Origin of the sequence: Allorhizobium ampelinum S4 (genome assembly GCF_000016285.1) — a bacterium.
GTDB classification, from domain to species: domain Bacteria; phylum Pseudomonadota; class Alphaproteobacteria; order Rhizobiales; family Rhizobiaceae; genus Allorhizobium; species Allorhizobium ampelinum.
This window is the reverse complement of record NC_011982.1, coordinates 139,857-165,429: the sequence shown is the minus strand read 5'-3', so window position 1 is coordinate 165,429 and position 25,573 is coordinate 139,857. Positions and strand designations below refer to the sequence as shown.

Below are 25,573 nucleotides of genomic sequence, written 5' to 3'. Positions count from 1 at the left end.
TGGAGATCCAAGTTATGAAAACAGCAAAGCTCGCGATAAACGCACTTTTCATATGCCTAGCTCTGTCGGGTTCTGCCAAGGCACAGTTTGTCGTCAGCGACCCCGTGACGGAGACGGAGACGCTTACTACGGCGCTGAATACTGCGGCGAATCTCGAACAGCTGATAACGATGGTGACAATGTTGACAGCGCCCTTTGCTGTTACCGGTATACTGTCAGCGCTTGACCAAAAAAACCAATACCCATCCGCCGGCGAGCTCGACAAGGAGATGTTTTCGCCCAAGACGCCTGCTTCGACGAATGCGCGCACAATTACCTTGGATGCCGATCGCGCAGTCGTGGGTGACGACGCAGAAGCAAATCTTTTGCGCCGGCAGATCGCAGGAGCCGCAAACGCGGCCGGTGTCGCAGCTGATAATCTGGATGCAATGGACAAGCGCCTTAAGGCAAACTCGGAAACATCGGCCCAGCTCTCCCGCTCACGCAATATCATGGCGGCCACCGTCACCAACGGCTTGCTTCTCAAACAGATCCATGACGCAATTATTCAAAACATTCAGGCGACCAGCCTTTTGACGATGACCACCGCACAGACCGGGCTGCACGAGACGGAGGAGGCGGCGACCCAACGAAAGGAACATCAGGCAACTGCGCTTATATTTGGCGCCGCTCAATTGCATTGATCCCCCTGTTCGGGCAGGCCCCTCTCCGAAGAAAACCAAGACTAATCCAGGTAAGGGCAATGAATTTTAGCATTCCTGCGCCTTTTACGGCGATACATACGATCTTCGACCTTGCCTTTACCGTCGGGCTGGATACGCTGCTTGGGGACATTCAACGGGCAGTCAGCGCGCCTCTTGTGGCCTGCGTGACGCTATGGATCATTGTCCAGGGCATCCTTGTAATGCGTGGAGAAATGGACGCACGGGGCGGAATCACCCGCGTAATCATGATATCGGTCGTTGTTGCTCTTGTCGTTGAGCAGGCGGAATATCATGATTACGTTGTTTCGGTGTTCGAGGATACAATTCCGAATTTCATTCAACAGTTCGGTATTAGTGGCCTTCCTTTGCAGACGATTCCTGCTCAGCTCGACACGATGTTTTCACTCACTCAAGTAGCCTTTCAGAAGATTGCTTCTGAAATTGGGCCGATGAACGACCAAGACATCCTCGCCTTTCAGGGCGCACAATGGATTTTCTATGGAACGCTTTGGACTGCGTTTGGAATATATGATGCCGTCGGGATCCTCACCAAAGTGCTATTGGCGATCGGTCCATTGATCCTCATTGGCTATCTCTTTGATCGTACTAGAGATATGGCCGCGAAATGGATCGGTCAGCTTCTCACTTATGGGATACTTCTGCTTCTATTAAACGTAGTGGCAACGATCGTTGTTCTGACGGAAGCGACAGCGCTCGTGCTAATACTCGCGGCCGTCACTTCTGCTGGCACAACGGCAGCCAAGATCATTGGTCTCTATGAACTCGACATGTTCTTCCTAACCGGCGACGCCCTGATCGTCGCTCTTCCGGCAATCGCCGGGAATATTGGAGGTAGCTATTGGAGCGGCGGGACGCAAACTGTCGGTAGTCTAAATCGTCATCTCGCCCGGACAATCCGCCGTTAGTTCCAGCTTCACAAATGGAGGGTTTCCTTGAAGTACTTTCTATTGTTTCTGATCCTCGGTTTGGCGTCCTGTCAGACAAGCGATCAGTTGGCGACTAGTAAGGGGCCTGTTTTTCCGCTGAACGTCGGGCGCTGGCAGCCTACTCAGTCGGACCTTCAGCTTACCAACGCAGGAGAGGCTAATGATCGACTCTGAATACGCGCTATTGGTAGAGCGGGAAGCATTGGCGGACCACTATAAGGAAGTAGAAGCATTTCAGTCCGCACGTGCTCGATCAGCTCGGCGAATCTCCAGAGCCTTGGCTGCTTTGGCAATCATTGCAGTCGCAGGAAACCTGGCGCAGGCCTTCGCCATCGCCGTTATGGTTCCGTTGAACAAACTTGTGCCCGTATATCTGTGGGTGCGCCCGGACGGTACAGTTGACAGTGAAGTATCTGTTTCGCGGTTGCCGGCCACGCAGGAGCAGGCGGTCGTGAATGCGTCTCTATGGGAGTATGTCCGTCTGCGTGAGAGCTACACATCGGATACAGCTCAATACGCCTATGATCTGGTCTCGAGCTTTAGTGCCCCAACGGTGCGCCAAGATTATCAGCAGTTCTTCAATTATCCCAGTCCTAGCTCCCCCCAAACCATCATTGGTAAGCGCGGAAAACTGGAATCTGAGCACATCTCTTCAAACGAACTTATGCCCGGCGTTCAGCAGATCCGCTACAAACGCACTCTCACCATGGAAGGGCAAGCTCCAATAGTAACGACATGGACCGCAACGGTACACTATGAAACGGTAGCTAACTTGCCAGGCCGACTGAGGCTGACAAATCCGGGCGGTTTAATCGTTACCTCCTATCAAACTTCGGAAGATTCCGTTTCGAACACGACGCGGAGCCAGCAATGACCAAGAATTTGTTTCTGGGCTTGGTTTGCATCCTCTTTGTAACTAGTGGCGCGAAGGCGGAAGACACGCCGGCGGCAGGCAAAATGGATCCACGGATGCGCTATCTCGCCTACAATCCCGATGAGGTTGTGCACCTTTCAACCGCTGTTGGAGCCACATTAGTCGTGACATTTGGGCCCAATGAAACGGTGACAGCCGTCGCCGTTTCCAATAGCAAAGATCTCGCTGCGCTCCCACGCGGCAATTATCTATTTTTCAAGGCCAGCAAAGTGCTGCAGCCGCAGCCTGTGATCGTCCTTACCGCAAGCGACGCGGGAATGCGGCGCTATGTTTTCAGCCTAGCGACCAAAACGATGTCTCGGCTCGATAAAGAGCAGTCTGACCTCTACTACAGCGTGCAGTTCACTTATCCTGCCGACATTGCCGCTGCTCGCCGAAAAGAAGCCGAACAGAGAGATCTTGCGGGTCTGATGCGGGCGCAAGCACAATATCAGCGTCGAGCCGAGGACTTGCTGGGACGCCCGGCAGAAGGTGGCGACTCAGGCGCGAAAAACTGGAGTTATGTCGCGCAAGGAGACCGGTCGCTATTGCCGATCGAGGTTTTCGACAACGGGTTTTCCACGACATTTCGTTTTCCCGGAAACGTACGTGTGCCTTCAATCTACGTGATCAATCCAGATGGCAAGGAAGCCACTGCCAATTATTCAGTGAAGGGAGATTACGTCGAGGTCGCATCAGTTTCCAGGGAATGGCGCCTGCGGGACGGTCATACAGTACTGTGCATTTGGAATAAATCATTTGACGTTGTCGGACGGAAGCCGGGGACTGGCACAGTCAGACCCGATGTAGTGCGCGTGTTGAAGGAGCCGAGGTGATGGAGGAGGTGAGTGCCCAATCCAGAGAGGGTATCGACGCCCCCGGATCCCTCGTTACCGATCTTCACGGCCGGCGCCTTTCAGGATCGCAAAAGCTCCTTGTTGCTGGCTTGGTTCTGGTACTGTCGTTGGGCCTTATTTGGCTTGGTGCGCGTCCAAAGAAAAAGACCGAGCCGTCACCACCAAATACAGTGATTGATGCCAACACGAAGCCCTTTCGTCCGGCCCCGATTGATATTCCCACAACGCCCCCGCCAACTTCAGAAGCAACGGTCTTGCCGTCGGATCAACATCAGCGAGAACACAACGAACTGAGGCCCGAAGAAACACCGATCTTTGCTTACAGCGGAGGTACTCAGAATGGCGTCAAATCTGTGGCGAATGCTGAAATCAAGAACGGCGACGACGACGATAGAAACCCCGACTCCCTAGCAGTGTCTGAGCATTCGGCTGAAAACGATCTTTCGGCCCGCTTGAAACCGACAGTGGTGCAGCCTAGTCTCGCTACACTTTTGCCGCACCCAGATTTCACTGTTACGCAAGGAACGATCATTCCCTGCATACTGCAAACCGCCATTGATACACATCTCGCGGGGTATGTGAAATGTGTATTGCCACAAGACATACGCGGAGCAACCGGAAATGTTGTACTTCTGGATCGTGGAACGACCGTCGTCGGTGAGATCCAGCGTGGACTGCAGCAGGGAGATGCCCGCGTTTTCGTTCTCTGGAATCGCGCGGAGACGCCCTCACACGCCGTCGTCTCTCTTTCGTCTCCGGGGGCCGACGAACTCGGCCGTTCCGGACTGCGCGGTACGGTCGACAATCATTTCTGGAAACGCTTCAGCGGGGCAATGCTACTGAGTGTCGTTCAGGGCGCAGTCCAGGCGGCAAGTAGCTACGCAGGGAATTCGGCCGGCGGGACCAGCTTCAATAGCTTCCAAAACAACGGCGAACAAGCGGCCGATACGGCCTTGAGAGCGACCATAAACATTCCCCCAACCCTGACAAAAAATCAGGGTGACACGGTCTCTATCTTCGTCGCGCGGGATTTGGATTTCTCAGGAATTTACCAGCTTTATGTGACTGGTGGATCGGTGAAACGCCGGCGTCTGCCCTAACGCACAGATAGCCAAAGCTGCGAGGTGCATCCAATGGAAGTAAATCCGCAATTGCGCGTCCTTCTTAAACCAGTCTTGCAATGGCTCGATGACCCGAGAACTGAAGAAGTCGCCATAAACGGACCGGGAGAAGCCTTTGTACGCCAAAGTGGCGTCTTCACGAGGTTCGCTGCACCGTTCTCTTGTGATGACCTTGAAGACATCGCCATTCTAGCAGGGGCGTTGCGAAAACAAGATGTCGGCCCCCGGAACCCTCTTTGCGCCACCGAACTCCCTGGCGGCGAGCGGATGCAAATCTGCTTGCCGCCAACTGTACCCTCTGGCACCGTTAGCTTGACAATTCGACGGCCGAGCAATCGTGTCTCGGAATTGGGAGAAGTCTCCGCTCGCTACGATGCCCGTCGATGGAATCAGTGGCAAATCAGGACGCAGCGACGAGATCAACTAGACGAAGCGATCCTGCGCGACTACGACAACGGCGATCTAGAATCATTTTTACGTGCATGTGTTATCGGTAAGCGGACGATGTTGCTTTGTGGTCCGACCGGTAGTGGCAAAACCACGATGAGCAAGACCTTGATCAGCGCTATTCCACGGGAGGAAAGGCTGATAACCATTGAAGATACGCTCGAACTGGTCATTCCACACGAGAATCATGTCAGACTGCTGTACTCCAAGAGTGGGGGCGGGCTAGGTGCGGTAACGGCGGAACAATTGCTTCAGGCAAGCCTTAGGATGCGTCCTGACCGAATATTACTCGGTGAGATGCGCGACGACGCTGCGTGGGCTTACCTGAGTGAGGTTGTCTCAGGTCATCCTGGATCAATTTCAACGATACATGGTGCGAACCCCGTCCAAGGCTTCAAGAAGCTGTTCTCACTTGTGAAGAGCAGTGCCCAAGGTGCGAGTTTGGAAGATCGCACATTGATTGATATGTTAGCCACGGCTATCGATGTGATTGTTCCCTTTCGTGCGTATGGCGATGTTTACGAAGTGGGCGAGGTTTGGCTCGCCGCCGATGCCCGCCGGCGCGGTGAAACGATAGGGGATCTTCTAAACCAGCACTAGAGATCCATGGATTTTGCTCACGTAGATTTTTCAGGGTTACAGTTGTAGCAAGCCGTAACACCTCCTGTAATCAAATTGAAATATTCCATTAGCATGTTTGTCATGCCCGCTCGGCCGAAATTTTGCCGAACTACCCGGATAGTGGGAGAAAAAACGAGTTGAGGCTGGCGCATACAGCCTTTACTTGCAAGAATCTATGGTTCTGCAGAATCCTGAATGGAGGCGAACTGGTGAAACACGTTCTTGTCATTGATGACGATGCCGCGATGCGCCATCTTATCACGGAGTATCTAACGATCCACGCGTTGAGGGTGACCGCCGTATCCGATAGTCAGCAATTCAACCGCGTACTCGCATCCGAGACAGTCGATGTCGTTGTCGTGGATCTCAACCTGGGACGTGAGGACGGACTTGAGATCGTGCGCGGTCTGGCCACGAAATCCGATATCCCTATAATAATCATCAGTGGAGACCGCCTCGAAGAGGCGGATAAAGTTGTCGCGCTCGAGCTGGGGGCCACGGATTTCATAGCAAAACCTTTTGGGACACGCGAGTTCCTGGCACGCATCCGTGTGGCATTACGCGTGCGACCGAATGTCATGCGAACCAAAGACCGGCGCTCATTTTGTTTCGCTGGCTGGACACTTAGTCTCAGACAACGGCGGTTGACATCCACAGACAATGGCGAGGTGAAACTGACTGCTGGGGAATTTAACCTGCTCGTCGCGTTCTTGGAAAAGCCTCGCGACGTCCTTTCTCGAGAGCAGCTGCTCATCGCGAGCCGCGTGCGTGACGAGGAAGTATATGACAGAAGCATCGATGTTCTCATTTTGAGACTGCGCCGAAAGCTTGAAGAGGATTCAGCCAGCCCACACTTGATTAAAACGGCCAGGGGTGCCGGCTATTTCTTCGACGCCGATGTGAATGTCTCCTTCGGCGGCATGATGGCGGCTTAATGCAACGACGCATATTCCTTTTCAATTTGATCCCGTAGTGAACAGGCTATTCTTTTTGTTGGAACGGGCCGCCTAACTCCGGGCCCATTTGGATCATCACCACCATCACGTGATCGGACGATCATTTACCTTCTTTTCTTGTCTTCTCTGTTGCAAAGAAAGATGCAAGGGCGGCCGTAGCCAGTTTGTGACCAAAAGCGCGAGCAGTTTCCAGTCTCAACGGATCAAAGTGATTGCGTGCGAGCTCTAAAAGCGACACCGGGAACATGCGGGAGGTCTGAACAATGATAGGCTTATTGACGACATGCGAGATCGGGTAGCTTTTTGGGGCCGTGCTGAACGATCCGTCCTCTAACATGCTCTCAAAATCGGCGAGCGCACGGCGCAAGATCATCTGCAGCGACTTGGAAGCGCTGTACTGCAGAATCAAGGTGTCATATATTTTTGATACCTCAGGAGCTGGCGGCCGCGCCGAGAGGAAGATCTGGATTTTTTCGGGCGCAGCTGCAGAACTCAAGGCGTCCGCCGTTAGCACTAATTGCCGATCAAAGTTGTCGCGACGCTTGGCGGCGGTAGGAAGAGGTCGATCTAACGGTCTGCCTCTTTCAGGTAGCCGAGGAGGCTGCGCGCCTTGCGAGAAACGGGTTGGAACTGTTTGCACGATCTCCGGTCGCGCGGCAGCAAGCCGTTTTGCTTCACCGACAGACAAAGCTGGTTTGTGGATCCCCATCTTCAATTTCCCAAGGTTTTGCCAATTAGCTCTGAAATTGTCACGAGTTCCTCCATCGCAATTCTGAGGTTCCGCTCAAGGAGGCGCATCGTCGGATCATTTGTTGTGTTTAACAATGTGAGATGCAACATGCCACGTTCCTTCATTGCGGCGAATGCGTCTCTCTCATGCATTGGAGATTGCACGACAGGCAGGTTCGCCAGCATGTTGGACATCGCGCGCTGCGACGTGGTTAATCGCCCCACTGGGACTCGCTGGCGCAACACTGCGGTCGGAATGACCAAGTTCTCGCTCAGCAGCAGTTCGATGACATAGCGGTATGTCGAAAGTGCCTCATCGATATCGAGTGGAGTTAACATTGTGGGGATCAAAAGCAGGTTTGAGCTAGCGATGATAGTGTTGTTGAGCTCGCTCGAACCACCATGCGTATCGGCCAACGCATAATCAAATTCCCGAAGCTCGGCGTCCTCATAAGCCGCTTCAAGTAGCGACATTTCTTCTGCAGCGTACACCTCGCAGGATCTATCCCAGGTATTGCTGCGTATGGCGTTTTCTTTCCAGCGCGTTAAAGGCCGGTTCTCATCGGCGTCGAGAAGAGCCACTCGTTTGCCGTCTCTTGCAAAAGCAGTACAAAGGCCCATGAGCGCCGTCGTCTTGCCGGCGCCTCCTTTAAACGAGCAAAAAGCCAGAAGTTTCATGTGTTTGTCCTGTAGACTTTGTGAGCGCGAGTGCGTTGTTATTTTTATTCGTATGTGCAACTGTGTATTAAAACGAAAGTTACCAGATTTATATTTCATATATATTGTTAGATAATTGCAAATGTAACCTCTTAGATCCAAAAATATGCAAATTATTATTGATTTTATTCTGCTCGAGGCTAGGCTTCGCCACTCTTGACTGGAGAAATCCGCTACCAGCGAATCCAGGTCATTCCGCTTTCTATGGAGCATAGCGATGTCCCAAAGCGCAAAATCACCCTCAGATAACATTGTCGACCGGCGCGAAGGCTCGACGATTGAAGGTTTCAAGGTTGTTAGTACCCGTTTGCGATCGGCCGAATATGAGAGCTTCTCCCGCCAAGCCCGCCGGCTGGGGCTTTCCGATAGCATGGCCATAAGAATTGCGGTCCGCCGGATCGCCGGCTTTCTCGAGATCGATGCAGAGACTCGTCATGAAATGGAAGCCATACTTCATTCCATAGGAACACTCTCAAACAACATTGCCGCGCTGCTAAACTCCTACGCTGAAAATCCGACGACGGATTTGGGTGCTCTTCAAGCTGAACGTAACGCTTTCGGTAAAGCGTTCGCCGATCTCGATGGCTTACTCCGTTCAATTTTGTCCGTATCACGGCGAAGGATTGACGGTTGCTCCATGCTGGCGGACGCCTCGAAGCACTGACATGCTATTGGCAGGAAATTTGATAGATGCCCGATCGATCTCAAGTCATCATCCGCATTGTGCCAGGAGGTGGGACGAAGACCCTCCAACAAATTATTAATCAATTGGAATATCTGTCCCGGAAGGGCACCTTGGAGCTGCAGCGTTCAGCACGGCATCTCGATATTTTCGTACCACCGGATAATATCCGCGATCTCGCCCGAAGTTGGATTCAAGAAACCGGGACCTACGACGAAAGTCAGCCCGACGAGGAAAGGCAAAAGGAATTGACCACCCATATTATTGTAAGCTTCCCTGCTGGTACAAGTCAGCCAGCGGCTTATGCAGCGAGCCGCGAGTGGGCAGCCGAGACGTTCGGGTCAGGCGAAGGGGGAGGTCAATACAACTATCTTACGGCCTTCCACACTGATCGCGATCACCCACATTTGCATGTCGTCGTTAATCGTCGCGAACTCTTGGGACACAAGTGGCTGAAAATATCCCGGCGCCACCCTCAACTGAATTACGATGCCCTGCGCACTAGAATGGCCAAGGTTTCGTTTCGTCATGGCATCGTCCTGGAAGCGACCAGGCGAGCTGAGCGCGGCATCACCGAGCGGCCAATGACTTTTGCCCAGTATAGGCGCCTTGAGCGGCAGCAGGCCAATCAAATTCGTTTCGACGATCCTGATTTCGAACATTTCACGCCCGGCGAAAACGATCGCGAACCGGAACAATTCTTCGATTCGTCGTACGGTGAGCGACCGCAAAACCTGCCAGAAAGTCCGGAACGAAACGAGCATCTGCAACCGATGTCCGAAGGGCGTTCCCGGGCACGAATCGGATCGAACGGCGATGGCCGGGATGTTGAAGGCGCTTCCGGTACTGGTTTGGCGATCGAATCCGTCACGCACCCAACAAGCGAGGACGACGTTCAGCAACGACTTCATCGAAAACGCCCTCGTGGTGATGAGGATGAGGACAGAGGCGCAAAACTGACTAGGGTAAACAGAGTTCGGGCGGGAGTGGCAATCACGGACGTACCGGTTACCGGGGACGGTCCGACATCGTCAATACAGGCTCCTGGATCAAACCCGTCGCAGACCGACATCGCTACGGATGGATTGCCTGCCACAGCCGATCGCCCGCAGCAGGGGGGCCCAAATTCTAAGCGTCCCCGTGATGAGGAAGCCGAGCCGAGCATTCGCAAGCGTTCAAGGGACGGACGCAGCCAAGAAGATGAGGGAAATAGAAGATAGTAAAGGATTGATTATGGCAGACGAAGAACCTCGTAGAGACTTCAGCCGCTCCGCTACGGTGAACTCAAATCACGGAGGTGCCAGAAGCGCACCGATCCAGGTCACACCGCTATCGACTGCTGTCCGAGACAACCGAACAGAACCCTCGATAAGGACCGGTTTCTTACGACCGTTAGTTCCTGCTGGGACCGATCTTTCAGGTATTTCCCTCGGAAATCAACAGCCTGAAACCCATGCCCAAAATGCCTCAGAGATACTTCCGGTGAGATCAGCGGAGGTCCCGGCAGGCCCAAGGGTTATGACGAGGAGCATGGGGTACTTTCGTACCGCCATGCAATACCTTCGGGAGCTGGAAATGCAGTCCATTTCTAGGGCGGACCACGAGGTGATGTCGTCGTCACGTTTTGGCAACGGGGAATTAAATCGGCTGCGCGAACACGAGCAAACCAGTGATCAAAGTAAATCAATGGTGAAGCGAAATATCAGTTCGGAATTGCAGGTGGGAACTATTGCCGCGTCTTTGACTATGGAAGATGGCTTGACCGCGACGCCGGCTATGCAAGGGGCGCACCGGTCTGTCATGGGGCTGGATGATATCGAGACGGGAGAGAGTGATATGCAATCTCAGCACGAAATTGCGACGCTACCCATCGACACAAGCACTTTTGGCTCAACTCAAGATGCAATCATTCCTGGAGAGGGTCAGCCCGAAGAAACATTCGACGGCGCACCGTATTGGATCGAAGACACCGGTGATAGCGAGACCAACAATATTCAGTCGGCGCAACAAGGCTTCTCTGGGCCAGGGCTAGATGACATTGATTTGCTCGCTGACAACAGTTCGCCGCTCAGCACTCCCGTTGCTCCTACTGAAATAGCTGCCGCGAATTCAAGCACAGAGGCAGGGTCCACCAACATCGAAAGCATCCAAATCTGCGGCGACAGTGCCTATTCCGATGACGCGACCGAAATCGGTAGCCAAACAGTCGCATTGATCGATTACAGTTCAGTTCGATCGCTTGGCTCGCCAGAGGAACGCTTCGACGACTTCCCCGAGTTGACCGACGAGGATCTGGCGCGGATCGACGCACTCTCCGAAATCCGCCCGACTGCCAGACGGGAAGTTGCGAACACTATTCATACGGTCAGGTTGGACGACGCTTTCTCATCGGAGGATTTTACCGAACGCCTCGGTGGGGGGCTCACGAATCCTGCGGTCCGCCAGGAAGGTTCGCGGCAGGAGCCGAGCCCATCAGACCCGAAGTCCGACGACTTCCCCGAGTTGACCGACGAGGATCTGGCAAGGATTGACGCACTTTCTGAAGCCCGCCCGACTACCAGGCGCGAAGTTGCGAACACTATTCATGCGGTCAGGTCGGATGGCGCTTTCTCACCCGTGGGTTTTCCCGTAGGCCGCGGAGGGGGGCTCACGAATGCTGCGGTCCGCCGGGAAAGTTCGCGGCAGGAGCCGAGCCCATCAGAACCGAAGTCCGACGACTGCCCCGAGTTGACCGACGAGGATCTGGCAAGGATTGACGCAATCTCGGAACCACATTCCAAGAGATATCGTTTTGAGCAGGGTGTTGGGGAAAATTCTCATAAACTCAGTGTGAAGGAGGCTATCCGAGAGGTGGGCTGGCCCAATGCTGTTTCGGGAACAAAAGCCGCCCGGGCGGCACCCGTCGCTCTCGAAAGCGGAGTACCTAGGTTACCGCAGGCAAACGAGACGGAGCCTACCGCTTCGGACGTTGCGCGTCCGCTGCAAATCGACAACCCGCCGTCTGCCGATACACGGCGAGATGTTTCGGATAAAGGCAAACGAAAAATCTCGCTTCATTATGAGGTTCAGCAAAATCCTGGGGCGACCTGTGCTTACCGGCCGCACCCGTCAACACGAGCGGCTTTTGATGCTGAACAGCTTGGTGACAACCTGCTCATTGGGCATGAGCCAGTTCCTCGGTGGCCCCACCCTTTGGACCAAGTTGTTCTTTTTGAAACCGGAAAGCAACTATTTGAAAGATTAAGGAGGTGGCCCGCTGCAGAGGAGCTGGAAAAGAGTGTTATCCTCGTCAAAGCGGATGGCGCGCAAAGATCCTATATGCCGCGAAATCAGCTCCTTTTGCATCTCGGACCCGAACAGTATCTCGAACGAATGAAAGCGCTCGGTCTCCCCGGTAACACCTTCAGCGGATTAAAGTCCGATAGCAAATATTTCTATGATACACCTGCTGGACTACGGGTCAGCGAACATGATTATGAGTTCCCGCGGCAGGCTGGCGTTCATAATCCGGAGGTGATGGTCCAGCATCCAAGCGGAATGTTCTTCGCGTTTTGGCCAAAACTTCTCAGGTTGGAGAGGCTTGCCACCGTAACGAATACGTATGGGGCGGAAAATGTTTGGCTTAAATCGCCAACCAACGCTTACATGACGCCGGAAACCTATAATTCCAAGGCTGCAAATGGCGCCGAAAACCTTTTCATCGAGTTCCTACGTCCCGATCCTGTCCACGACCACTCGGACCCTGGAACTTCAAACACAAAAACTGTTGACGGCCGGAACGAAGGTCGCGCGCAACAGGCCGAGCAGCTAGCAGATCGGCCGATGGGCCGGAACGGGGATGGCCGTGACGCGCAGGGCGGCAAGAGGACGCTGGAACCGCGCGTGCGCGAAACGTATGGGCTGTAGATCCAGCTCCCGTAAAACAAGCAACCGCGTCCAATAGGATGAACGGAGCATGGTCATGTGATGAATTCAGGCAAGTACACGCCAATAGGCCTAGCTGCGATCATTGCATGTTCACTGGCCGTTGGTTTTTGTGCAGCAAGTCTCTATGTCACATTTCGCCATGGATTTACGGGCGAAAAGATGATGACTTTCAGCGTTTTTACGTTCCTGTACGAGACACCACCTTACTTGGGGTACGCAAGCCCTACGTTCTACCGCGGACTTGCCATCATCGTGGTGACGTCGACAGTTGTGTTGCTAGGCCAACTGTTGTTATCGATGCGCGATCGCCAACATCACGGCACCGCTCGCTGGGCCGGTTCAAGCGAGATGCGGCACGCCAAATACCTCCAGCGCTACAGTCACGTCACGGGTCCCATATTCGGCAAAACATGCGGACCGCGCTGGTTCGGTAGCTACCTGAGTAATGGAGAACAACCTCACAGTCTTGTTGTTGCCCCAACCCGCGCTGGTAAGGGCGTAGGCGTCGTTATCCCGACGTTGCTAACCTTTAAGGGCTCAGTAATCGCTTTGGATGTGAAAGGCGAGCTATTTGAACTCACATCGAGGGCGCGCAGATCAAGCGGCGACGCCGTTTTCAAGTTCTCGCCCCTAGATCCAGAGCGGCGAACCCACTGTTACAACCCCGTGCTTGATATTGCCGCGTTGCCGGCCGAACGGCGCTTTACAGAAACGCGTCGCCTTGCTGCGAATCTCATCACAGCCAAAGGAAAGGGAGCGGAGGGTTTCATCGACGGCGCACGGGATCTTTTCGTAGCAGGCATATTGAGTTGTATTGAGCGCGGCACACCAACGATCGGCGCGGTTTACGACCTGTTCGCTCAGCCGGGCGAAAAATACAAGCTATTTGCGCAACTGGCGGAGGAAACACAAAACAAAGAGGCTCAGCGAATCTTCGACAATATGGCCGGAAATGACACCAAAATACTGACGTCCTACACATCGGTGCTCGGCGACGGCGGCCTCAATCTTTGGGCCGATCCACTCGTTAAGGCGGCTACAAGCCGCTCGGATTTTTCCGTCTACGATTTGCGGCGGAAAAAGACTTGCATTTATCTTTGTGTCAGCCCGAATGATCTCGAAGTCGTAGCGCCGTTGATGCGTCTTCTCTTCCAGCAGGTTGTATCAATCCTGCAGCGATCGCTGCCCCTTGGGGATGAACGGCACGATGTTCTATTTCTCCTCGATGAGTTCAAGCACCTGGGCAAGCTGGAAGCCGTAGAGACGGCGATTACTACGATCGCCGGCTACAAGGGCCGCTTCATGTTCATCATACAGAGCCTGTCGGCTTTGACCGGAACCTATGATGAAGCTGGTAAGCAAAATTTCCTCAGCAATACTGGTGTGCAGGTATTCATGGCGACCGCTGATGACGAGACGCCAACCTACATTTCTAAAGCTATCGGCGACTACACGTTCCAAGCTCGCTCGACTTCGTACAGCCAAGCGCGCATGTTTGATCACAACATCCAAATCTCCGAACAAGGAGCGCCGCTTCTGCGTGCCGAACAGGTCCGCCTACTCGACGATGACCATGAAATAGTCCTTATCAAGGGCCAACCTCCCCTTAAACTGCGAAAAGTGCGATATTATTCGGATCTCATATTGAAGCGGCTCTTCGAAAGCCAACAGGGTTCCCTTCCCGAGCCCGCATCTTTGAGGCTGCCGGAAGATACGAACATCTTCGAAGGCAAGCTTGACCAGAAAGCAGTCGATCCAATATCGCAAAAACCGGTGCAGATTGAAGAGAGCGACTACGGGAAAGTCGTTACCCCCGTAAGCAGACCTGTGGCCGAGGGAGAGCACAGCGCGGTGATAGAAGTTCGCACCGGTTCAAACGAAGTTGATGACAAACATGAATACAGGGGCGCGGACGCCGCAACCTCCGAGGAGCTTCTGGACATTGCTCCAGCTCTTCTGGCGCAACGCGAACTCCTTGAACAGATCATTTCTCTCCAGCAACGAGGTGGAACAGATTCCGGCACTTGAAGCTCAGTGTTATACCGCTTCGGATCAAGTCTTGTTGGCGCCGTCAGAAGTCCCGCTTCGTGAATGCACTAACAACGCTGAAGGTTGCCGATTGATGAGACATCGCCATGAAAACATCGGGAAGCTCGCAAAGCGGATACGGTGAGTCGGCTAGATCCTCGGCAGAGGTTAACACCGGGATTACGCCTGTCCTACATCCCAAAGTGCCTTCGAACCGTTTCGCTGGATCCACATCCGACGGCCAAACGGATCATTGGGAAAATTCGTGTTCGCCATTCTTTTATGACGGAATGAGACTTGGCGCCGCCGAGCGGTCCGCGTACGAGACATGGGACAGAGCGGACAGGCCGGGTTGGAAAGATCCGATAATAAACGCTCGCATGAGCGCGATAGACAGTTCCGATTGGAATCTCGATTTCAGAGAAAGTACCTCATCGACGTTTGTTTATGAGGGTGTGCCCCTGGTGGAAGGGGAACGGCGCGCCTACGAAGAATGGATGGAGCCGGGACAACCCAGTTGGGAACAACTCGTTGTAAACGCGCGTATTGAACAGCTACACGCCGCTTCTTCGATTCCGAACGAGTGTGATTTCGTTCAGCAGGAATTCCGGTCCGATGCCTCCAAGCGCAGGCGGACAAGCTCGATCGATCAAAAAATCGGTTTCCCTCACGCATTCGAATTTGATGGGATGAGACTCGGCTCACCTGAGCGCGAGGTATATGAGAATTGGAGTAAATTACAGGCACCATCCTGGAAAGACCTAATAATCGACGCGCGTCTTGAAGCGATCGACAGCTCTGGCTGGCTCAACGAATCAAATAACAGCTCGGTCTTCGAGTACGAAGGCCTCCCACTTGGGGAGGGTGAACGGCTAGCATACGAAAAATGGCTCGGGCCCGCGCAGCCAGGATGGGAAGATCTCGTTGTTGACGCACGCATTGCTGAATTGGACCGGGTTGCTTCGATGTCGTGCTCACATGAAAGAGGCAAGGAAACTCCTTCCAACGAATGCGAGCGCGTGCCCCGCGTCCCAATTGATGACGATGAGGTGTCGTGTGCGTCCTTTGTGTACGATGGAGTGGCGGAGCGCGCTGCGCATAATCGCGGGAGCAAGCCGTACCAGCCCACCTGGGAAGATCTTATCATAGACGCACGCCAAGCTGTAATCGAAGGTGACGCCGAATCGAATCCGGTGATCGGGACGACACCTTCCTCAGTCTTCTCATATGAGGGAATGTCGCTTGGCGATGCGGAACGTCGGGCGTACGGACATTGGAAGCAGCCAGCCCAGCCGCGTTGGCAAAATCTGGTCGTGAACGCGCGCCTGGCAGAGCTCGACCCCGCGGCCTGGATTCCCGATGAACATGATCCGTTTGAGGATGGCAAGGTGACTGGTCTTCTGTCGGAAGCAAGTACGAACAGTAAGTCCCGTCTCAGTTTGGTTGAACAACTTGAAGCACGCCCACTTTGTCTCACACGGGATGCAGCACAAGAGCAGACTAACGTGCAAAATCTCGCATGCACGCAATTGGAAGCAAGACGCGTACTCAATTTCGGGCCCTCTGGAAGTGACACAGATCAAACCGGAAGCATCGCCAAAAGTAGTCCCCTGGACGACGTCACCAAAGTTAAACGGCTGGGCAGTAGGAGCCGTCGAGGCGCCAGAGCAGCGGCCAATGACGAAATTTTCCACACGAAAGGGTCGCCGTCCCACGGGACGGGGTTGACGCCCCAGTCCACTCAGCCAGAAAAAGCCGCTAGCACGAGAAGCGACAATATTGGCACTTATGGAAGTCGTAAAAACGAACGAGCGCGGCTTGCGACCGAGACCGGAAAATACGAGTCGGAGCATATTTTTGGGTTCAAGGTTGTCCACCATACCCTGCGCTCGACAAAAGAGGGCCGGCGTTTGGAGAGGCCGATGCCCGCTTACCTCGAATGCAAGGAGCTTCATCGCCAACATGTTGGTACCGGAAGGGGGCGGACCGGACTGGTGGGGCGCGGGTGGCCAGATGACGCGAGCTACCGGTCTGATCAAAGGGCAACCCTGTCTGACCCTGTTGCGTCCACGGAAAGTGTAACGGCTTCAAATGGGTATCAATTAAACCAGCTTGGCTACGCGCACCAACTCGCTAACGACGGGTTGCAATGTGAAACGCCAGATGGGGTGATCATGCCACTTCAGGTTGCGACTACCAGCTACAACTATACAGTAAGCCGCGATCCGGTCCTTTCCTCACCTTGTAAAGATCAGACTTCTGAATTGCTGCATCTTGGGCCCCGTGGCCAGACAGAAGCTGTACTCGCCCGCGAAACGGCATTGACAGGAAAATGGCCTACTCGCGAGCGTGAGCAGAAAGTATATCGAGAGTTTTTAGCCCTTTATGACGTTAAGAAGGACCTAGAGACCATGCCACTTGGATTGAGGAAGAAAAAAGCTTTGCTTGTTTCCGCGTTGAACCGTACCGCGGCCTCGATAGGCGCATCAAAAGCTGAAAATGCTTTTGACGAGTTTTATGAACGACGGATTTATGATCCGCGCGATCGGGCACGAGATAATATCAGTGCCCGATGAAGTTGACTCACGGGATTCCGTTTTGAGACAAATCATGCTTCAACATGGCGGAAGGAGATTTCGCGATGGGAACGGCACTCGATATCCGTCGGGACTACACGGCTGAAGACCTGCGTCAGCTTGCCAGAAAGAGCCGGGACACGGACTGGTCCCGGCGATTGCTTGCTTTGTCAGTGATCTACGAAGGCGGCTCGCGGAGCCAAGCCGCCTCTATGGGCGGGGTCGGTTTGCAAATCGTCCGCGATTGGGTCGAGCGCTTCAATCAACACGGTCCAGACGGCCTGAAGACCAGAAAGGCCAAGGGCCGTGAGCCGCTGTTGAACGACAAGCAGCGCAAAGCGCTCATTGAGATCGTCGAGAAAGGTCCCGTTCCCTATCTCGATGGTGCCGTGCGCTGGAGACTTGTCGATCTGGTGCAATGGCTTTGTGAACCGCCCCGTGTTTACCGGAGGCTCCAACTCGTGAGAAAGTGGAGCCATGACAAGCAAGACAACAAACAAATTTTCATCTGAAGTTCGGGCCCGAGCGGTGCGGCTTGTTTTGGACCATGAAGCCGAACATCCGTCCCGTTGGGCCGCGATCTCATCGATAGCGGCCAAAATAGGCTGTGCGCCGCATACACTCCATGAGTGGGTCAAAAAGGCTGAGGTGGATACTGGTAAACACGGCGCAGTTCAATCTAGGCAGTGTGGACGGATTTGATCAAGATGAAGCCTGCGGCGATTGCGACGATGGAGGAGAAATTTTGTTTGGTCTTCTCGCATCGTAGCGCAACGCGCTTGAAGGGCTTGAGTTTTCCGGCTGCTTGCTCGATGCGGGCGCGACCTTTGTAGAGCGCTTTGGGAAAGAACGTCGGCTTTGATTTTGCCGTTGAACGATAAGGAATGACGGGAACCGCACCCCGCCTTCTTGCGGCCTGGCGGTTAGCCTTGCTGTCATAGCCCTTGTCGCCCATGGCGGCGCGGGGATCTACATCGGGGCCAAGGCCAAGCAGGATTGGAAAGTGCGGAGCGTCACCTTTCTCGCCCCCGGTCAGATCAAAGGCGATGGGATGTCCGTCGAAATCGGTCTTCAGGTGGATTTTGGTCGAGAAGCCGCCTTGCGAGCGGCCAAGCGCTTGGCCATATTGCCCCCTTTTGCTCCTGCTGCCGAAACATGCGCGCGCACCACGGTGCTGTCGAACATCTGAACCAGATCGGCCGACGTGCTCAGGCTGCCAAGGTGCTCGAAGAAAATCTCAAAAACACCCGCCTTGCTCAATCGGGAAAAGCGCTTCCAGACACTGTTCCAATGTCCATAGCGCTCCGGCAGACCGCGCCAGGTGATATTGTTGACGGAGAAATAGTGCAGGGCCTCCAAAAACAGCCGGTCATCTCGACCCTTGTCGCCCCGCCGCGGAAGCGAGGCGCGGAAAACCTCAAGTGCGACCGCCCAGTCCGCTTCTGTCATCTTCGTCAGCATCGCCGATCTCCTCTGAAACCGGCAACCCATGAATCATTCAAATACGGATTTGGGAATCGCAGAAATTAAACTTGCGGCAATCCGTCCACACCGCCTATTAACGTGGAACTAAAGTAGGCATCATTTTATTTTGCTTCTGTTGTAACAGCGGGAGTTTGATTGATGGTCGGCAGGCAAGCGGGCTTTGTCGCTCTGAGCGACGAGGATAGAAATTTTCTTGAGTCTCAGGTGCGTCGGCACAAGGCGCCGCGCTCGCTGTCGGATCGATGCCGGATAGTTTTGCTGTGCGCGCAGGGCTTGCAGAGCAAAGATGTTGCCGAACGCCTTGGCGTCCACGAGCACACGGTTGGCAAGTGGCGCCGCAGGTTCGTGCAGGGTGGCATTGACGGGCTGACCGACGAATATCGCGCAGGTCGGCCACGAACCGTCTCTGACGTCCAGGTAGCTGAGGTCGTCGAACGGACATTGAACACCACCCCGAAGGATGCCACGCACTGGTCTATCCGTTCGATGGCAGCCGACCGCGGGCTGTCGCACACCATCATCCGTCGGATATGGACCGCGTTTGGTTTGCAGCCGCATCGTTCGGAGACATTCAAGCTGTCTTCCGATCCCCTGTTCGTTGATAAGGTGCAAGACATAGTCGGCCTTTACATGTCGCCACCTGATCGGGCAGTCGTGCTATGCGTGGATGAGAAATCGCAAATCCAGGCACTGGATCGCGAGCAGCCGGTTCTGCCCATGGCGCCGGGCATCGCCGAGCAGCGGCGCACCCATACCTATGTCCGCAACGGCACGACATCCCTGTTCGCCGCGCTCGACGTTGCGACTGGCGCGGTAATCGGCCAGTGCTACAAACGTCACAGGGCGACCGAATTTCTCGACTTCTTGAAGCGGATTGACGCCGAGATGCCCAAGGGGCCGGACGTGCATTTGGTGATGGACAACTATGCGACCCACAAGACGCCGAGGATCAAGGCCTGGCTCGCACGCCGCCCGCATTGGCATGTTCACTTCACGCCAACGTCAGCCTCCTGGATCAATCAAGTCGAGCGGTGGTTTGCAGAGCTGATGCGCAAGCAATTGCAACGCGGTGTCCATCGTTCCACCGCCGAACTGGAAGCCGACATCGACGCGTTTATCGCAACGCACAACGAGAATCCCAAGCCATACAGATGGGTGAAATCCGCCGGCCAAATCCTCGCCTCCGTCAAGCGATTCTGCCAAAAAACAATGAGCCGAACTTCAGATTCCGGTGACTAGGGATTACCATACCCGCGGTCGGCAAGCCCAAAAAGACTGCGCTCCAAATTCAGTCGACCATCAATGGCTCGATCAATCATTGCTCGGAAATAGCCGCCAGGTTTAGAAATCTGCTCAGGGTCACGAATTGACTTTTCAAGTACTGTCGCCAAGATCGCCGCGGCAGCGTAAGGGCCAACTTTCTTCTGACCATCAGCCCAGCCCGCTTCGGACAGACCTATCATCCGGCGAAGCCTCTCCCCAGATCGACCGAGTGCAGACCAGCTGTCAAACTGCTGTGCAATCATCGCCTGGGCCCCTGGACAGGCTGCCTGGAGGAGCCCCACAGACACGGAGCCCAAAACCTCACCCTGGACTGTGTCTGCATCACGATCCTCGCCGTCAGTCTTATCTTGCATCGCAACCGTGGCATTCGTAGGATTTTTTTCAAAAGCCCCTTCGGCCGCGTAGCGGCCGTTTTCTTGAAAAATGCCCCGCTCGTTAGAGCGGGTCGGCATTTTATTACTTTCAGAGAGAGATTCTGGGTTTGTATCGATATCTGGAGTGACGCCGGTGTCACCCTCGCATGTCATATCGAACGGAACGTATTCTGGGGCCAGCCTAGCTAACGTCTGTAGGTGTAGTTGCCTTATCCGCTCCGCCCGCTCAATAACGCCGTCGCTATCCCCCAATATCGCCTGGAGTTCCAATTTTTCAGTCGTGACACCTGATGGATTACAGGTGCAAAGGTCTTCGATTGCACGTGACAACCGGCTGATGTCGCGCTTGGCTGCCAGTTCGATGTTCAGTCGTTGTTGGTACTGATCAACGGCCTGCTTTAGTTCGTCAGCCCTCACTCGGGCTGGTGTGAAATCGATTCCAAAGCCGGCCATCACCTCACCAGCTTTATTGCGGTATACAAACCGTCGGCCCGTTGAGCTGTCTCGATAAGCCGCGATACCAGCTTCAACTAGCCGTCGGATACATCTATTTACCGTGCGTTCTGAACGCATTATATATTCCGCCAGCTTCGCATTCGATATCGCCACAATCGGACGACCAGAGCCCCTCCAGTCATCGGCCCGAGAAAGGCCAAGAAGGATATCCATGACGTGATAGGTGGGGCCGTCGATGCCTAAAATTGGAGCTGCCTTCTTCAAAAGCAGCGCTATTTCGGACTTGGTTGTATCAGGAACATTGTTTGCCATTGCAAGACGCGCGCTTGCAGCAATTCCGGGAGTGACGCGTCGAAATGACGCGACTGACGATAATTCAGTCATGGCTATCCTGCTGCGGATCACAAGATCGCAGTCCCAATCAATCAATTTTCAGGAAGCCCACGGATCGCTACGCGCAAAAATCCGTCCCTGGCAGTTACAGAGACTTGATTAACACCCTCGTCCGTCTTATAATCTGTTCGCTATAGCTGATGTTGATGGTGCATAGACGCTCCGTTGGCCGCTAGTTCAAGGGTCTATCGATTGCAGTCGATGGGCCCTTTCCGGTTCTGGCGACTAGTTCATTCTAAAACCTTTCGTTGTCCCATTGAAACTCTTCAAAAAGATCGGGTAGCCGTTGCAGCAGCCAGTCCGAAAGCCCGGGAAAGCGATTGTCAGGAATTGAAATATGTGTCGGCTTATCGGTTTGTTTTGCTACAATGATAATACCATCGTCCAGCGACACTTCGACCAAGTCTGGCCCGCATTTAGTAGAACGATTGAAGGCAGTCATGATCAATGCGAACCGCCGGGCGCTTCCGATTTTCTCCCATGCAGGAGAGGCAGTGACATCTGCGAGGATTTTCTTCCGCCGAGCGCTCAGATTTCGATTATTAATGAAAGCCCCCAGCTTTTCCCATTTTGGACGCCCCATGGAGGGCGGCGATCCCATCGGCCGGATGAGCTCTTCAGGAATCAGCGCAGCCGTATTTATAAGGATCGAGATATAGGCGCGGCGCTGGCCCTGATTGCGACCTAGCGCGTCTGATATCAGCTCCCGCGAGTATTTCCGCTCTTTTAGGTTCAAGGCAAATAGCGCCTGCTCATTGAAAGATAGATTGAGACGCTCCGAGTTCTCGATCCCTTGTGAAACAACGGGTTCCTCGTCGCTCAACTCACGTACGATCGCCTTGGCGGAACGCTTCAATATCTGGCACGCGGGGAGGCGTCGGTGGCCGTAGGCAGCTCGATAGTGAGCCAGCTTCCCCGCCAAGGGACGCACGAGAATGGGAAGCTTCTGTCCAGCCTCTTTGATACCTTCGACGAACGTATGAAAGCTCTCATCGCCTTCGATGTCCAAGCGATTATTAATGAACGATGGAGCGACGCGATCAGGGTCGAGTTCAACGGCTGATCCTGATGAAAGCAACTGATTATGAAGACGCCTATTCTCATCTTCGATTGAAACGAACGCACGATCCATTGACTTGACGACCGCCGAGCCAACACGCAGCTTTTCCTGCCCGAAACGTAAGGGCGACGATTGTTTCGCGAGACCGTCAGTATCGATGTGCCCGAACAAGCTGTTCATCTGCTGGCTTCGTTCCTCGGGATTGACCATCATCTACCCCACACGTTCTTAACATAGAGGAAGATTTCTCGGTTGACCGAATCTACCGACTCGAGTGCACGGGAAAGTGTATCGCGCCCAACGCTTCCTCTCGACAATTCATAAAGACTTTTCTTTTCGAGGCCCGCGATCGCGATCGCGGTGGTTTCAACGACAACGGGGGCCAAAACATCTTCTTTGAAAAGGGATCGCAACAAAGTGACGACATTAACTTGAGGACCGTCGTTTGGGTTATGTCGCGTGATCAAGTAGCGAATGAAATCGTGACTGAGCGTGCCGCCACGTGCCTCGATCACGCCCATGAGATCGCTCATCGTAGCCAGAAACTGGTTCATACTCGCGACGTCGATCATCGCCGGATGAATGGTGATAAGAAGCGCCGTGGCAGCGCATAGGGCGCCAAGAGTAAGATAACCCAGCTGAGGTGGGGCGTCGATAAGTACTATGTCGTAGTCAGCCTCAACTTCACTGATGACCGCAGACAACCTGCGAAAGAAAATCTCTTCTCCCCGTCCGTAGCCGTCTGCAATCGCCTGCGGAGTTTCGTGTTCATACTCCATAAGTTCCAGGTTCGCCGGGATCAAATCAATCCCGGCGAAATAGGTCTTTCGGATCACATCTTGGACAGCCTTGCGACGTCGATCATAGCGAATTCCTGCATAGACGGTCTCGTTCTGGTCAACGTCGAACTCCGGCTGGTATCCAAATATTGCTGACAGTGATGCTTGCGTATCGAGGTCGATCGCAAGAACCCGGAGCCCCTGGATTGCCAAATAATGCGCCAAATGGACCGTTGTCGTCGTTTTTGCTGAGCCTCCCTTAAAGTTTGCAACAGCAATGACCTGTAATTTTTCACCGTCTCGGCGGCGTGGGAAAAACTCAAGTGCTTCATTCGGGCGCTTTTGAGCGAGATGCTGGCGTATCTGATTTACTTGGTGAAGCGTATAAATTCGTCGCCCATTATCCCGGCGATCGGGTATTGCGCTCTCTCCATCGAGCGACATCTGACGAAGTGTTGATTCCGCAATCCCCAGCAGCATCGCGGCTTCGCGCGACGTGAAGGTCTTCAGAGTCTTTGCTGCTACGGGTTCGTAGAGGCGCTCGCGAATCGACCTCAGCTGTGCAGACAACAATCGAGACTGCCGGCTGATTTTTGCCGCCGATGATTCTGCGGGTTCGACTTGCTGCTGGCTCGCTATCATTTTTCCTCACGACGGATTTTTCGTGATCGTCAGTGATTTTCCGTCGATCGACAGTTGACCGGTCATAGTTTTGCGTCAAACGTTACTTCGTTAACCCAATGTTACGAGCCGGAAGAAAACCCTTTCAAGGGAAGTCAGTTTTTACTAGTAAATCCATCGGTTTATCCGCTTAAAATCAAGCTAATTGTTCGTATTTTGTTCTACTGGAATTCCTACAGACGTAACACTTCTTGGCTAATCATCATCAGCACGGCCTAAGAGTTTTATTCAACTCCTTTGCCGACTCACGGTGATTTGTGCGTCAAAGCGCGGGTTTAACAAAGTCGCGGACAGTCATAGCGGCGGATACATATCGATTTTCGTGAGCGCAGATCTGTTCATCATAGTCCGCCCATGAATGAGCGCCAACGCTAGTCACCGGAATCTGAAGTTCGGCTCATTGTTTTTTGGCAGAATCGCTTGACGGAGGCGAGGATTTGGCCGGCGGATTTCACCCATCTGTATGGCTTGGGATTCTCGTTGTGCGTTGCGATAAACGCGTCGATGTCGGCTTCCAGTTCGGCGGTGGAACGATGACACCGCGTTGCAATTGCTTGCGCATCAGCTCTGCAAACCACCGCTCGACTTGATTGATCCAGGAGGCTGACGTTGGCGTGAAGTGAACATGCCAATGCGGGCGGCGTGCGAGCCAGGCCTTGATCCTCGGCGTCTTGTGGGTCGCATAGTTGTCCATCACCAAATGCACGTCCGGCCCCTTGGGCATCTCGGCGTCAATCCGCTTCAAGAAGTCGAGAAATTCGGTCGCCCTGTGACGTTTGTAGCACTGGCCGATTACCGCGCCAGTCGCAACGTCGAGCGCGGCGAACAGGGATGTCGTGCCGTTGCGGACATAGGTATGGGTGCGCCGCTGCTCGGCGATGCCCGGCGCCATGGGCAGAACCGGCTGCTCGCGATCCAGTGCCTGGATTTGCGATTTCTCATCCACGCATAGCACGACTGCCCGATCAGGTGGCGACATGTAAAGGCCGACTATGTCTTGCACCTTATCAACGAACAGGGGATCGGAAGACAGCTTGAATGTCTCCGAACGATGCGGCTGCAAACCAAACGCGGTCCATATCCGACGGATGGTGGTGTGCGACAGCCCGCGGTCGGCTGCCATCAAACGGATAGACCAGTGCGTGGCATCCTTCGGGGTGGTGTTCAATGTCCGTTCGACGACCTCAGCTACCTGGGCGTCAGAGACGGTTCGTGGCCGACCTGCGCGATATTCGTCGGTCAGCCCGTCAATGCCACCCTGCACGCACCTGCGGCGCCACTTGCCAACCGTGTGCTCGTGGACGCCAAGGCGTTCGGCAACATCTTTGCTCTGCAAGCCCTGCGCGCACAGCAAAACTATCCGGCATCGATCCGACAGCGAGCGCGGCGCCTTGTGCCGACGCACCTGAGACTCAAGAAAATTTCTATCCTCGTCGCTCAGAGCGACAAAGCCCGCTTGCCTGCCGACCATCAATCAAACTCCCGCTGTTACAACAGAAGCAAAATAAAATGATGCCTACTTTAGTTCCACGTTACTAGCGGCCGCTGACGTTGCCCTGAGTTTTATCCAATTTTAAGTTCGCTCCAACGGTTTTTTGAGGTGACGAACAAACGCTCATTCGAACAATCTATTGAACATGACCAAACAATATATCCTGCCAGTCTGTCATTTTTTACAGATTGATCTAAGTTCGCAAGCCCATTTCATTAGAACTTTTTCTTGACTAACTAATCGATCTTAAGCGCAGCACAAGCTCGCTGCATCTGCGAACGTGAAATACGTTTGCATATTTTTGTATCACCCCCTCCACGTTAGCTAATTTATTTTCACTCCAA

At 53.9% G+C, this 25,573-nt stretch carries 21 protein-coding genes and 3 pseudogenes; 16 read left to right on the top strand and 8 right to left on the bottom strand.

Features of this window, described 5'->3' with window-relative positions:
- Positions 1-14: 14 nt before the first annotated feature.
- The 8 genes from virB5 (at position 15) to virG (ending at position 6,545) form a co-directional block, all read left to right on the top strand.
- Positions 15-683, top strand: a complete 669-nt coding sequence (gene virB5, locus AVI_RS25230) for a pilin minor subunit VirB5 (protein ID WP_012649030.1) — start codon at positions 15-17, stop codon at positions 681-683.
- Between the two features lie 59 nt (positions 684-742).
- Positions 743-1,630 (top strand): type IV secretion system protein, encoded by an 888-nt coding sequence (locus tag AVI_RS25225; RefSeq protein WP_012649029.1) that lies wholly within the window; start codon positions 743-745, stop codon positions 1,628-1,630.
- Positions 1,631-1,657: 27 nt separating this feature from the next.
- Complete coding sequence (locus tag AVI_RS30010) at positions 1,658-1,825, top strand: type IV secretion system lipoprotein VirB7 (protein WP_012649104.1); 168 nt, start codon at positions 1,658-1,660, stop codon at positions 1,823-1,825.
- Positions 1,812-2,525 carry a type IV secretion system protein VirB8 gene (locus AVI_RS25220; RefSeq protein WP_012649028.1) on the top strand — a complete coding sequence of 238 codons (714 nt, stop codon included), beginning with the start codon at positions 1,812-1,814 and terminating at the stop codon, positions 2,523-2,525. The genes AVI_RS30010 and AVI_RS25220 overlap by 14 nt, the downstream gene beginning before the upstream one ends.
- Positions 2,522-3,400, top strand: a complete 879-nt coding sequence (virB9, locus tag AVI_RS25215) for a P-type conjugative transfer protein VirB9 (protein ID WP_012649027.1) — start codon at positions 2,522-2,524, stop codon at positions 3,398-3,400. The genes AVI_RS25220 and virB9 overlap by 4 nt, the downstream gene beginning before the upstream one ends.
- Complete coding sequence (virB10, locus tag AVI_RS25210; RefSeq protein ID WP_012649026.1) at positions 3,400-4,521, top strand: type IV secretion system protein VirB10; 1,122 nt, start codon at positions 3,400-3,402, stop codon at positions 4,519-4,521. Before virB9 ends, virB10 begins: the two co-directional genes overlap by 1 nt.
- A 33-nt stretch (positions 4,522-4,554) precedes the next feature.
- Positions 4,555-5,589 carry a P-type DNA transfer ATPase VirB11 gene (virB11, locus tag AVI_RS25205; protein ID WP_012649025.1) on the top strand — a complete coding sequence of 345 codons (1,035 nt, stop codon included), beginning with the start codon at positions 4,555-4,557 and terminating at the stop codon, positions 5,587-5,589.
- A 230-nt stretch (positions 5,590-5,819) separates the two neighbouring features.
- Entirely contained in the window at positions 5,820-6,545 is a 726-nt protein-coding gene (virG, locus tag AVI_RS25200) for a two-component system response regulator VirG (protein WP_012649024.1), read from the top strand.
- Positions 6,546-6,666: 121 nt separating this feature from the next.
- Here virG and AVI_RS25195 read toward each other — a convergent pair whose 3' ends face one another.
- Positions 6,667-7,275, bottom strand: coding sequence for a conjugal transfer protein VirC2 (locus tag AVI_RS25195; protein ID WP_041699509.1), 609 nt, complete (start codon positions 7,273-7,275; stop codon positions 6,667-6,669).
- 2 nt (positions 7,276-7,277) lie between these two features.
- Positions 7,278-7,973, bottom strand: a complete 696-nt coding sequence (locus AVI_RS25190; protein WP_012649022.1) for a conjugal transfer ATPase VirC1 — start codon at positions 7,971-7,973, stop codon at positions 7,278-7,280.
- 256 nt (positions 7,974-8,229) lie between these two features.
- Here AVI_RS25190 and virD1 point away from each other — a divergent pair, with 256 nt between their 5' ends.
- The 7 genes and pseudogenes from virD1 to AVI_RS29995 all read left to right on the top strand — a co-directional run.
- A complete protein-coding gene (gene virD1 / locus AVI_RS30005) occupies positions 8,230-8,676 on the top strand; it encodes a T-DNA border endonuclease subunit VirD1 (protein ID WP_012649021.1) in 447 nt (148 codons plus the stop codon).
- Between the two features lie 26 nt (positions 8,677-8,702).
- Positions 8,703-9,914, top strand: coding sequence for a T-DNA border endonuclease VirD2 (locus tag AVI_RS30000; protein WP_012649020.1), 1,212 nt, complete (start codon positions 8,703-8,705; stop codon positions 9,912-9,914).
- Positions 9,915-10,269: 355 nt separating this feature from the next.
- The gene (locus AVI_RS25175; RefSeq protein ID WP_139191409.1) at positions 10,270-12,600 is read left to right on the top strand and encodes a virA/G regulated protein; all 2,331 of its coding nucleotides are present in this window, start codon (positions 10,270-10,272) and stop codon (positions 12,598-12,600) included.
- 60 nt (positions 12,601-12,660) lie between these two features.
- Complete coding sequence (gene virD4, locus AVI_RS25170; RefSeq protein ID WP_041699501.1) at positions 12,661-14,649, top strand: type IV secretion system ATPase VirD4; 1,989 nt, start codon at positions 12,661-12,663, stop codon at positions 14,647-14,649.
- Between the two features lie 107 nt (positions 14,650-14,756).
- Complete coding sequence (locus tag AVI_RS25165) at positions 14,757-17,225, top strand: virA/G regulated protein (protein ID WP_012649017.1); 2,469 nt, start codon at positions 14,757-14,759, stop codon at positions 17,223-17,225.
- Positions 17,226-17,290: 65 nt separating this feature from the next.
- On the top strand, positions 17,291-17,737 hold the full coding sequence (locus AVI_RS25160) for a helix-turn-helix domain-containing protein (RefSeq protein ID WP_158212759.1): 447 nt from the start codon (positions 17,291-17,293) through the stop codon (positions 17,735-17,737).
- Positions 17,703-17,906, top strand: a pseudogene (locus AVI_RS29995) (transposase); the annotation flags it as partial. The gene AVI_RS25160 and the pseudogene AVI_RS29995, both read left to right, overlap by 35 nt.
- Here AVI_RS29995 and AVI_RS31285 read toward each other — a convergent pair.
- A pseudogene (locus tag AVI_RS31285) lies at positions 17,905-18,318 on the bottom strand (transposase); the annotation flags it as partial. The pseudogenes AVI_RS29995 and AVI_RS31285 overlap by 2 nt on opposite strands.
- Positions 18,297-18,686, bottom strand: a complete 390-nt coding sequence (locus AVI_RS25150) for an IS5/IS1182 family transposase (protein ID WP_041699590.1) — start codon at positions 18,684-18,686, stop codon at positions 18,297-18,299. The gene AVI_RS25150 and the pseudogene AVI_RS31285, both read right to left, overlap by 22 nt.
- Positions 18,687-18,848: 162 nt before the next feature.
- Here AVI_RS25150 and AVI_RS25145 point away from each other — a divergent pair, with 162 nt between their 5' ends.
- Positions 18,849-19,949: an IS630 family transposase gene (locus AVI_RS25145; RefSeq protein ID WP_012649016.1), complete on the top strand. Its 1,101-nt coding sequence runs from the start codon at positions 18,849-18,851 to the stop codon at positions 19,947-19,949.
- Here AVI_RS25145 and repC read toward each other — a convergent pair.
- From repC to AVI_RS25125, 4 genes and pseudogenes are all read right to left on the bottom strand, one after another.
- Positions 19,946-21,253 carry a plasmid replication protein RepC gene (gene repC, locus AVI_RS25140; protein ID WP_241868989.1) on the bottom strand — a complete coding sequence of 436 codons (1,308 nt, stop codon included), beginning with the start codon at positions 21,251-21,253 and terminating at the stop codon, positions 19,946-19,948. The two genes, AVI_RS25145 and repC, sit on opposite strands and share 4 nt — an antisense overlap.
- A 199-nt stretch (positions 21,254-21,452) precedes the next feature.
- On the bottom strand, positions 21,453-22,490 hold the full coding sequence (gene repB, locus AVI_RS25135) for a plasmid partitioning protein RepB (RefSeq protein WP_012649014.1): 1,038 nt from the start codon (positions 22,488-22,490) through the stop codon (positions 21,453-21,455).
- Complete coding sequence (gene repA, locus AVI_RS25130; protein ID WP_012649013.1) at positions 22,487-23,698, bottom strand: plasmid partitioning protein RepA; 1,212 nt, start codon at positions 23,696-23,698, stop codon at positions 22,487-22,489. The genes repB and repA overlap by 4 nt, the downstream gene beginning before the upstream one ends.
- A 410-nt stretch (positions 23,699-24,108) precedes the next feature.
- Positions 24,109-25,208: pseudogene (locus tag AVI_RS25125) on the bottom strand (IS630 family transposase).
- Positions 25,209-25,573 lie beyond the last annotated feature (365 nt).

What these genes read in the sequence shown, in the direction of transcription:
- virB5 (WP_012649030.1), top strand. Translation starts at nt 15, where the DNA reads ATGAAAACAGCAAAGCTCGCGATAAACGCACTTTTCATATGCCTAGCT.
- AVI_RS25225 (WP_012649029.1), top strand. Translation starts at nt 743, where the DNA reads ATGAATTTTAGCATTCCTGCGCCTTTTACGGCGATACATACGATCTTC.
- AVI_RS25220 (WP_012649028.1), top strand. Translation starts at nt 1,812, where the DNA reads ATGATCGACTCTGAATACGCGCTATTGGTAGAGCGGGAAGCATTGGCG.
- virB9 (WP_012649027.1), top strand. Translation starts at nt 2,522, where the DNA reads ATGACCAAGAATTTGTTTCTGGGCTTGGTTTGCATCCTCTTTGTAACT.
- virB10 (WP_012649026.1), top strand. Translation starts at nt 3,400, where the DNA reads ATGGAGGAGGTGAGTGCCCAATCCAGAGAGGGTATCGACGCCCCCGGA.
- virB11 (WP_012649025.1), top strand. Translation starts at nt 4,555, where the DNA reads ATGGAAGTAAATCCGCAATTGCGCGTCCTTCTTAAACCAGTCTTGCAA.
- AVI_RS25195 (WP_041699509.1), bottom strand. Translation starts at nt 7,275, where the DNA reads ATGGGGATCCACAAACCAGCTTTGTCTGTCGGTGAAGCAAAACGGCTT.
- AVI_RS25190 (WP_012649022.1), bottom strand. Translation starts at nt 7,973, where the DNA reads ATGAAACTTCTGGCTTTTTGCTCGTTTAAAGGAGGCGCCGGCAAGACG.
- virD1 (WP_012649021.1), top strand. Translation starts at nt 8,230, where the DNA reads ATGTCCCAAAGCGCAAAATCACCCTCAGATAACATTGTCGACCGGCGC.
- AVI_RS30000 (WP_012649020.1), top strand. Translation starts at nt 8,703, where the DNA reads ATGCCCGATCGATCTCAAGTCATCATCCGCATTGTGCCAGGAGGTGGG.
- AVI_RS25175 (WP_139191409.1), top strand. Translation starts at nt 10,270, where the DNA reads ATGCAGTCCATTTCTAGGGCGGACCACGAGGTGATGTCGTCGTCACGT.
- virD4 (WP_041699501.1), top strand. Translation starts at nt 12,661, where the DNA reads ATGAATTCAGGCAAGTACACGCCAATAGGCCTAGCTGCGATCATTGCA.
- AVI_RS25165 (WP_012649017.1), top strand. Translation starts at nt 14,757, where the DNA reads ATGAAAACATCGGGAAGCTCGCAAAGCGGATACGGTGAGTCGGCTAGA.
- AVI_RS25160 (WP_158212759.1), top strand. Translation starts at nt 17,291, where the DNA reads ATGGGAACGGCACTCGATATCCGTCGGGACTACACGGCTGAAGACCTG.
- AVI_RS25150 (WP_041699590.1), bottom strand. Translation starts at nt 18,686, where the DNA reads ATGCTGACGAAGATGACAGAAGCGGACTGGGCGGTCGCACTTGAGGTT.
- AVI_RS25145 (WP_012649016.1), top strand. Translation starts at nt 18,849, where the DNA reads ATGGTCGGCAGGCAAGCGGGCTTTGTCGCTCTGAGCGACGAGGATAGA.
- repB (WP_012649014.1), bottom strand. Translation starts at nt 22,490, where the DNA reads ATGATGGTCAATCCCGAGGAACGAAGCCAGCAGATGAACAGCTTGTTC.
- repA (WP_012649013.1), bottom strand. Translation starts at nt 23,698, where the DNA reads ATGATAGCGAGCCAGCAGCAAGTCGAACCCGCAGAATCATCGGCGGCA.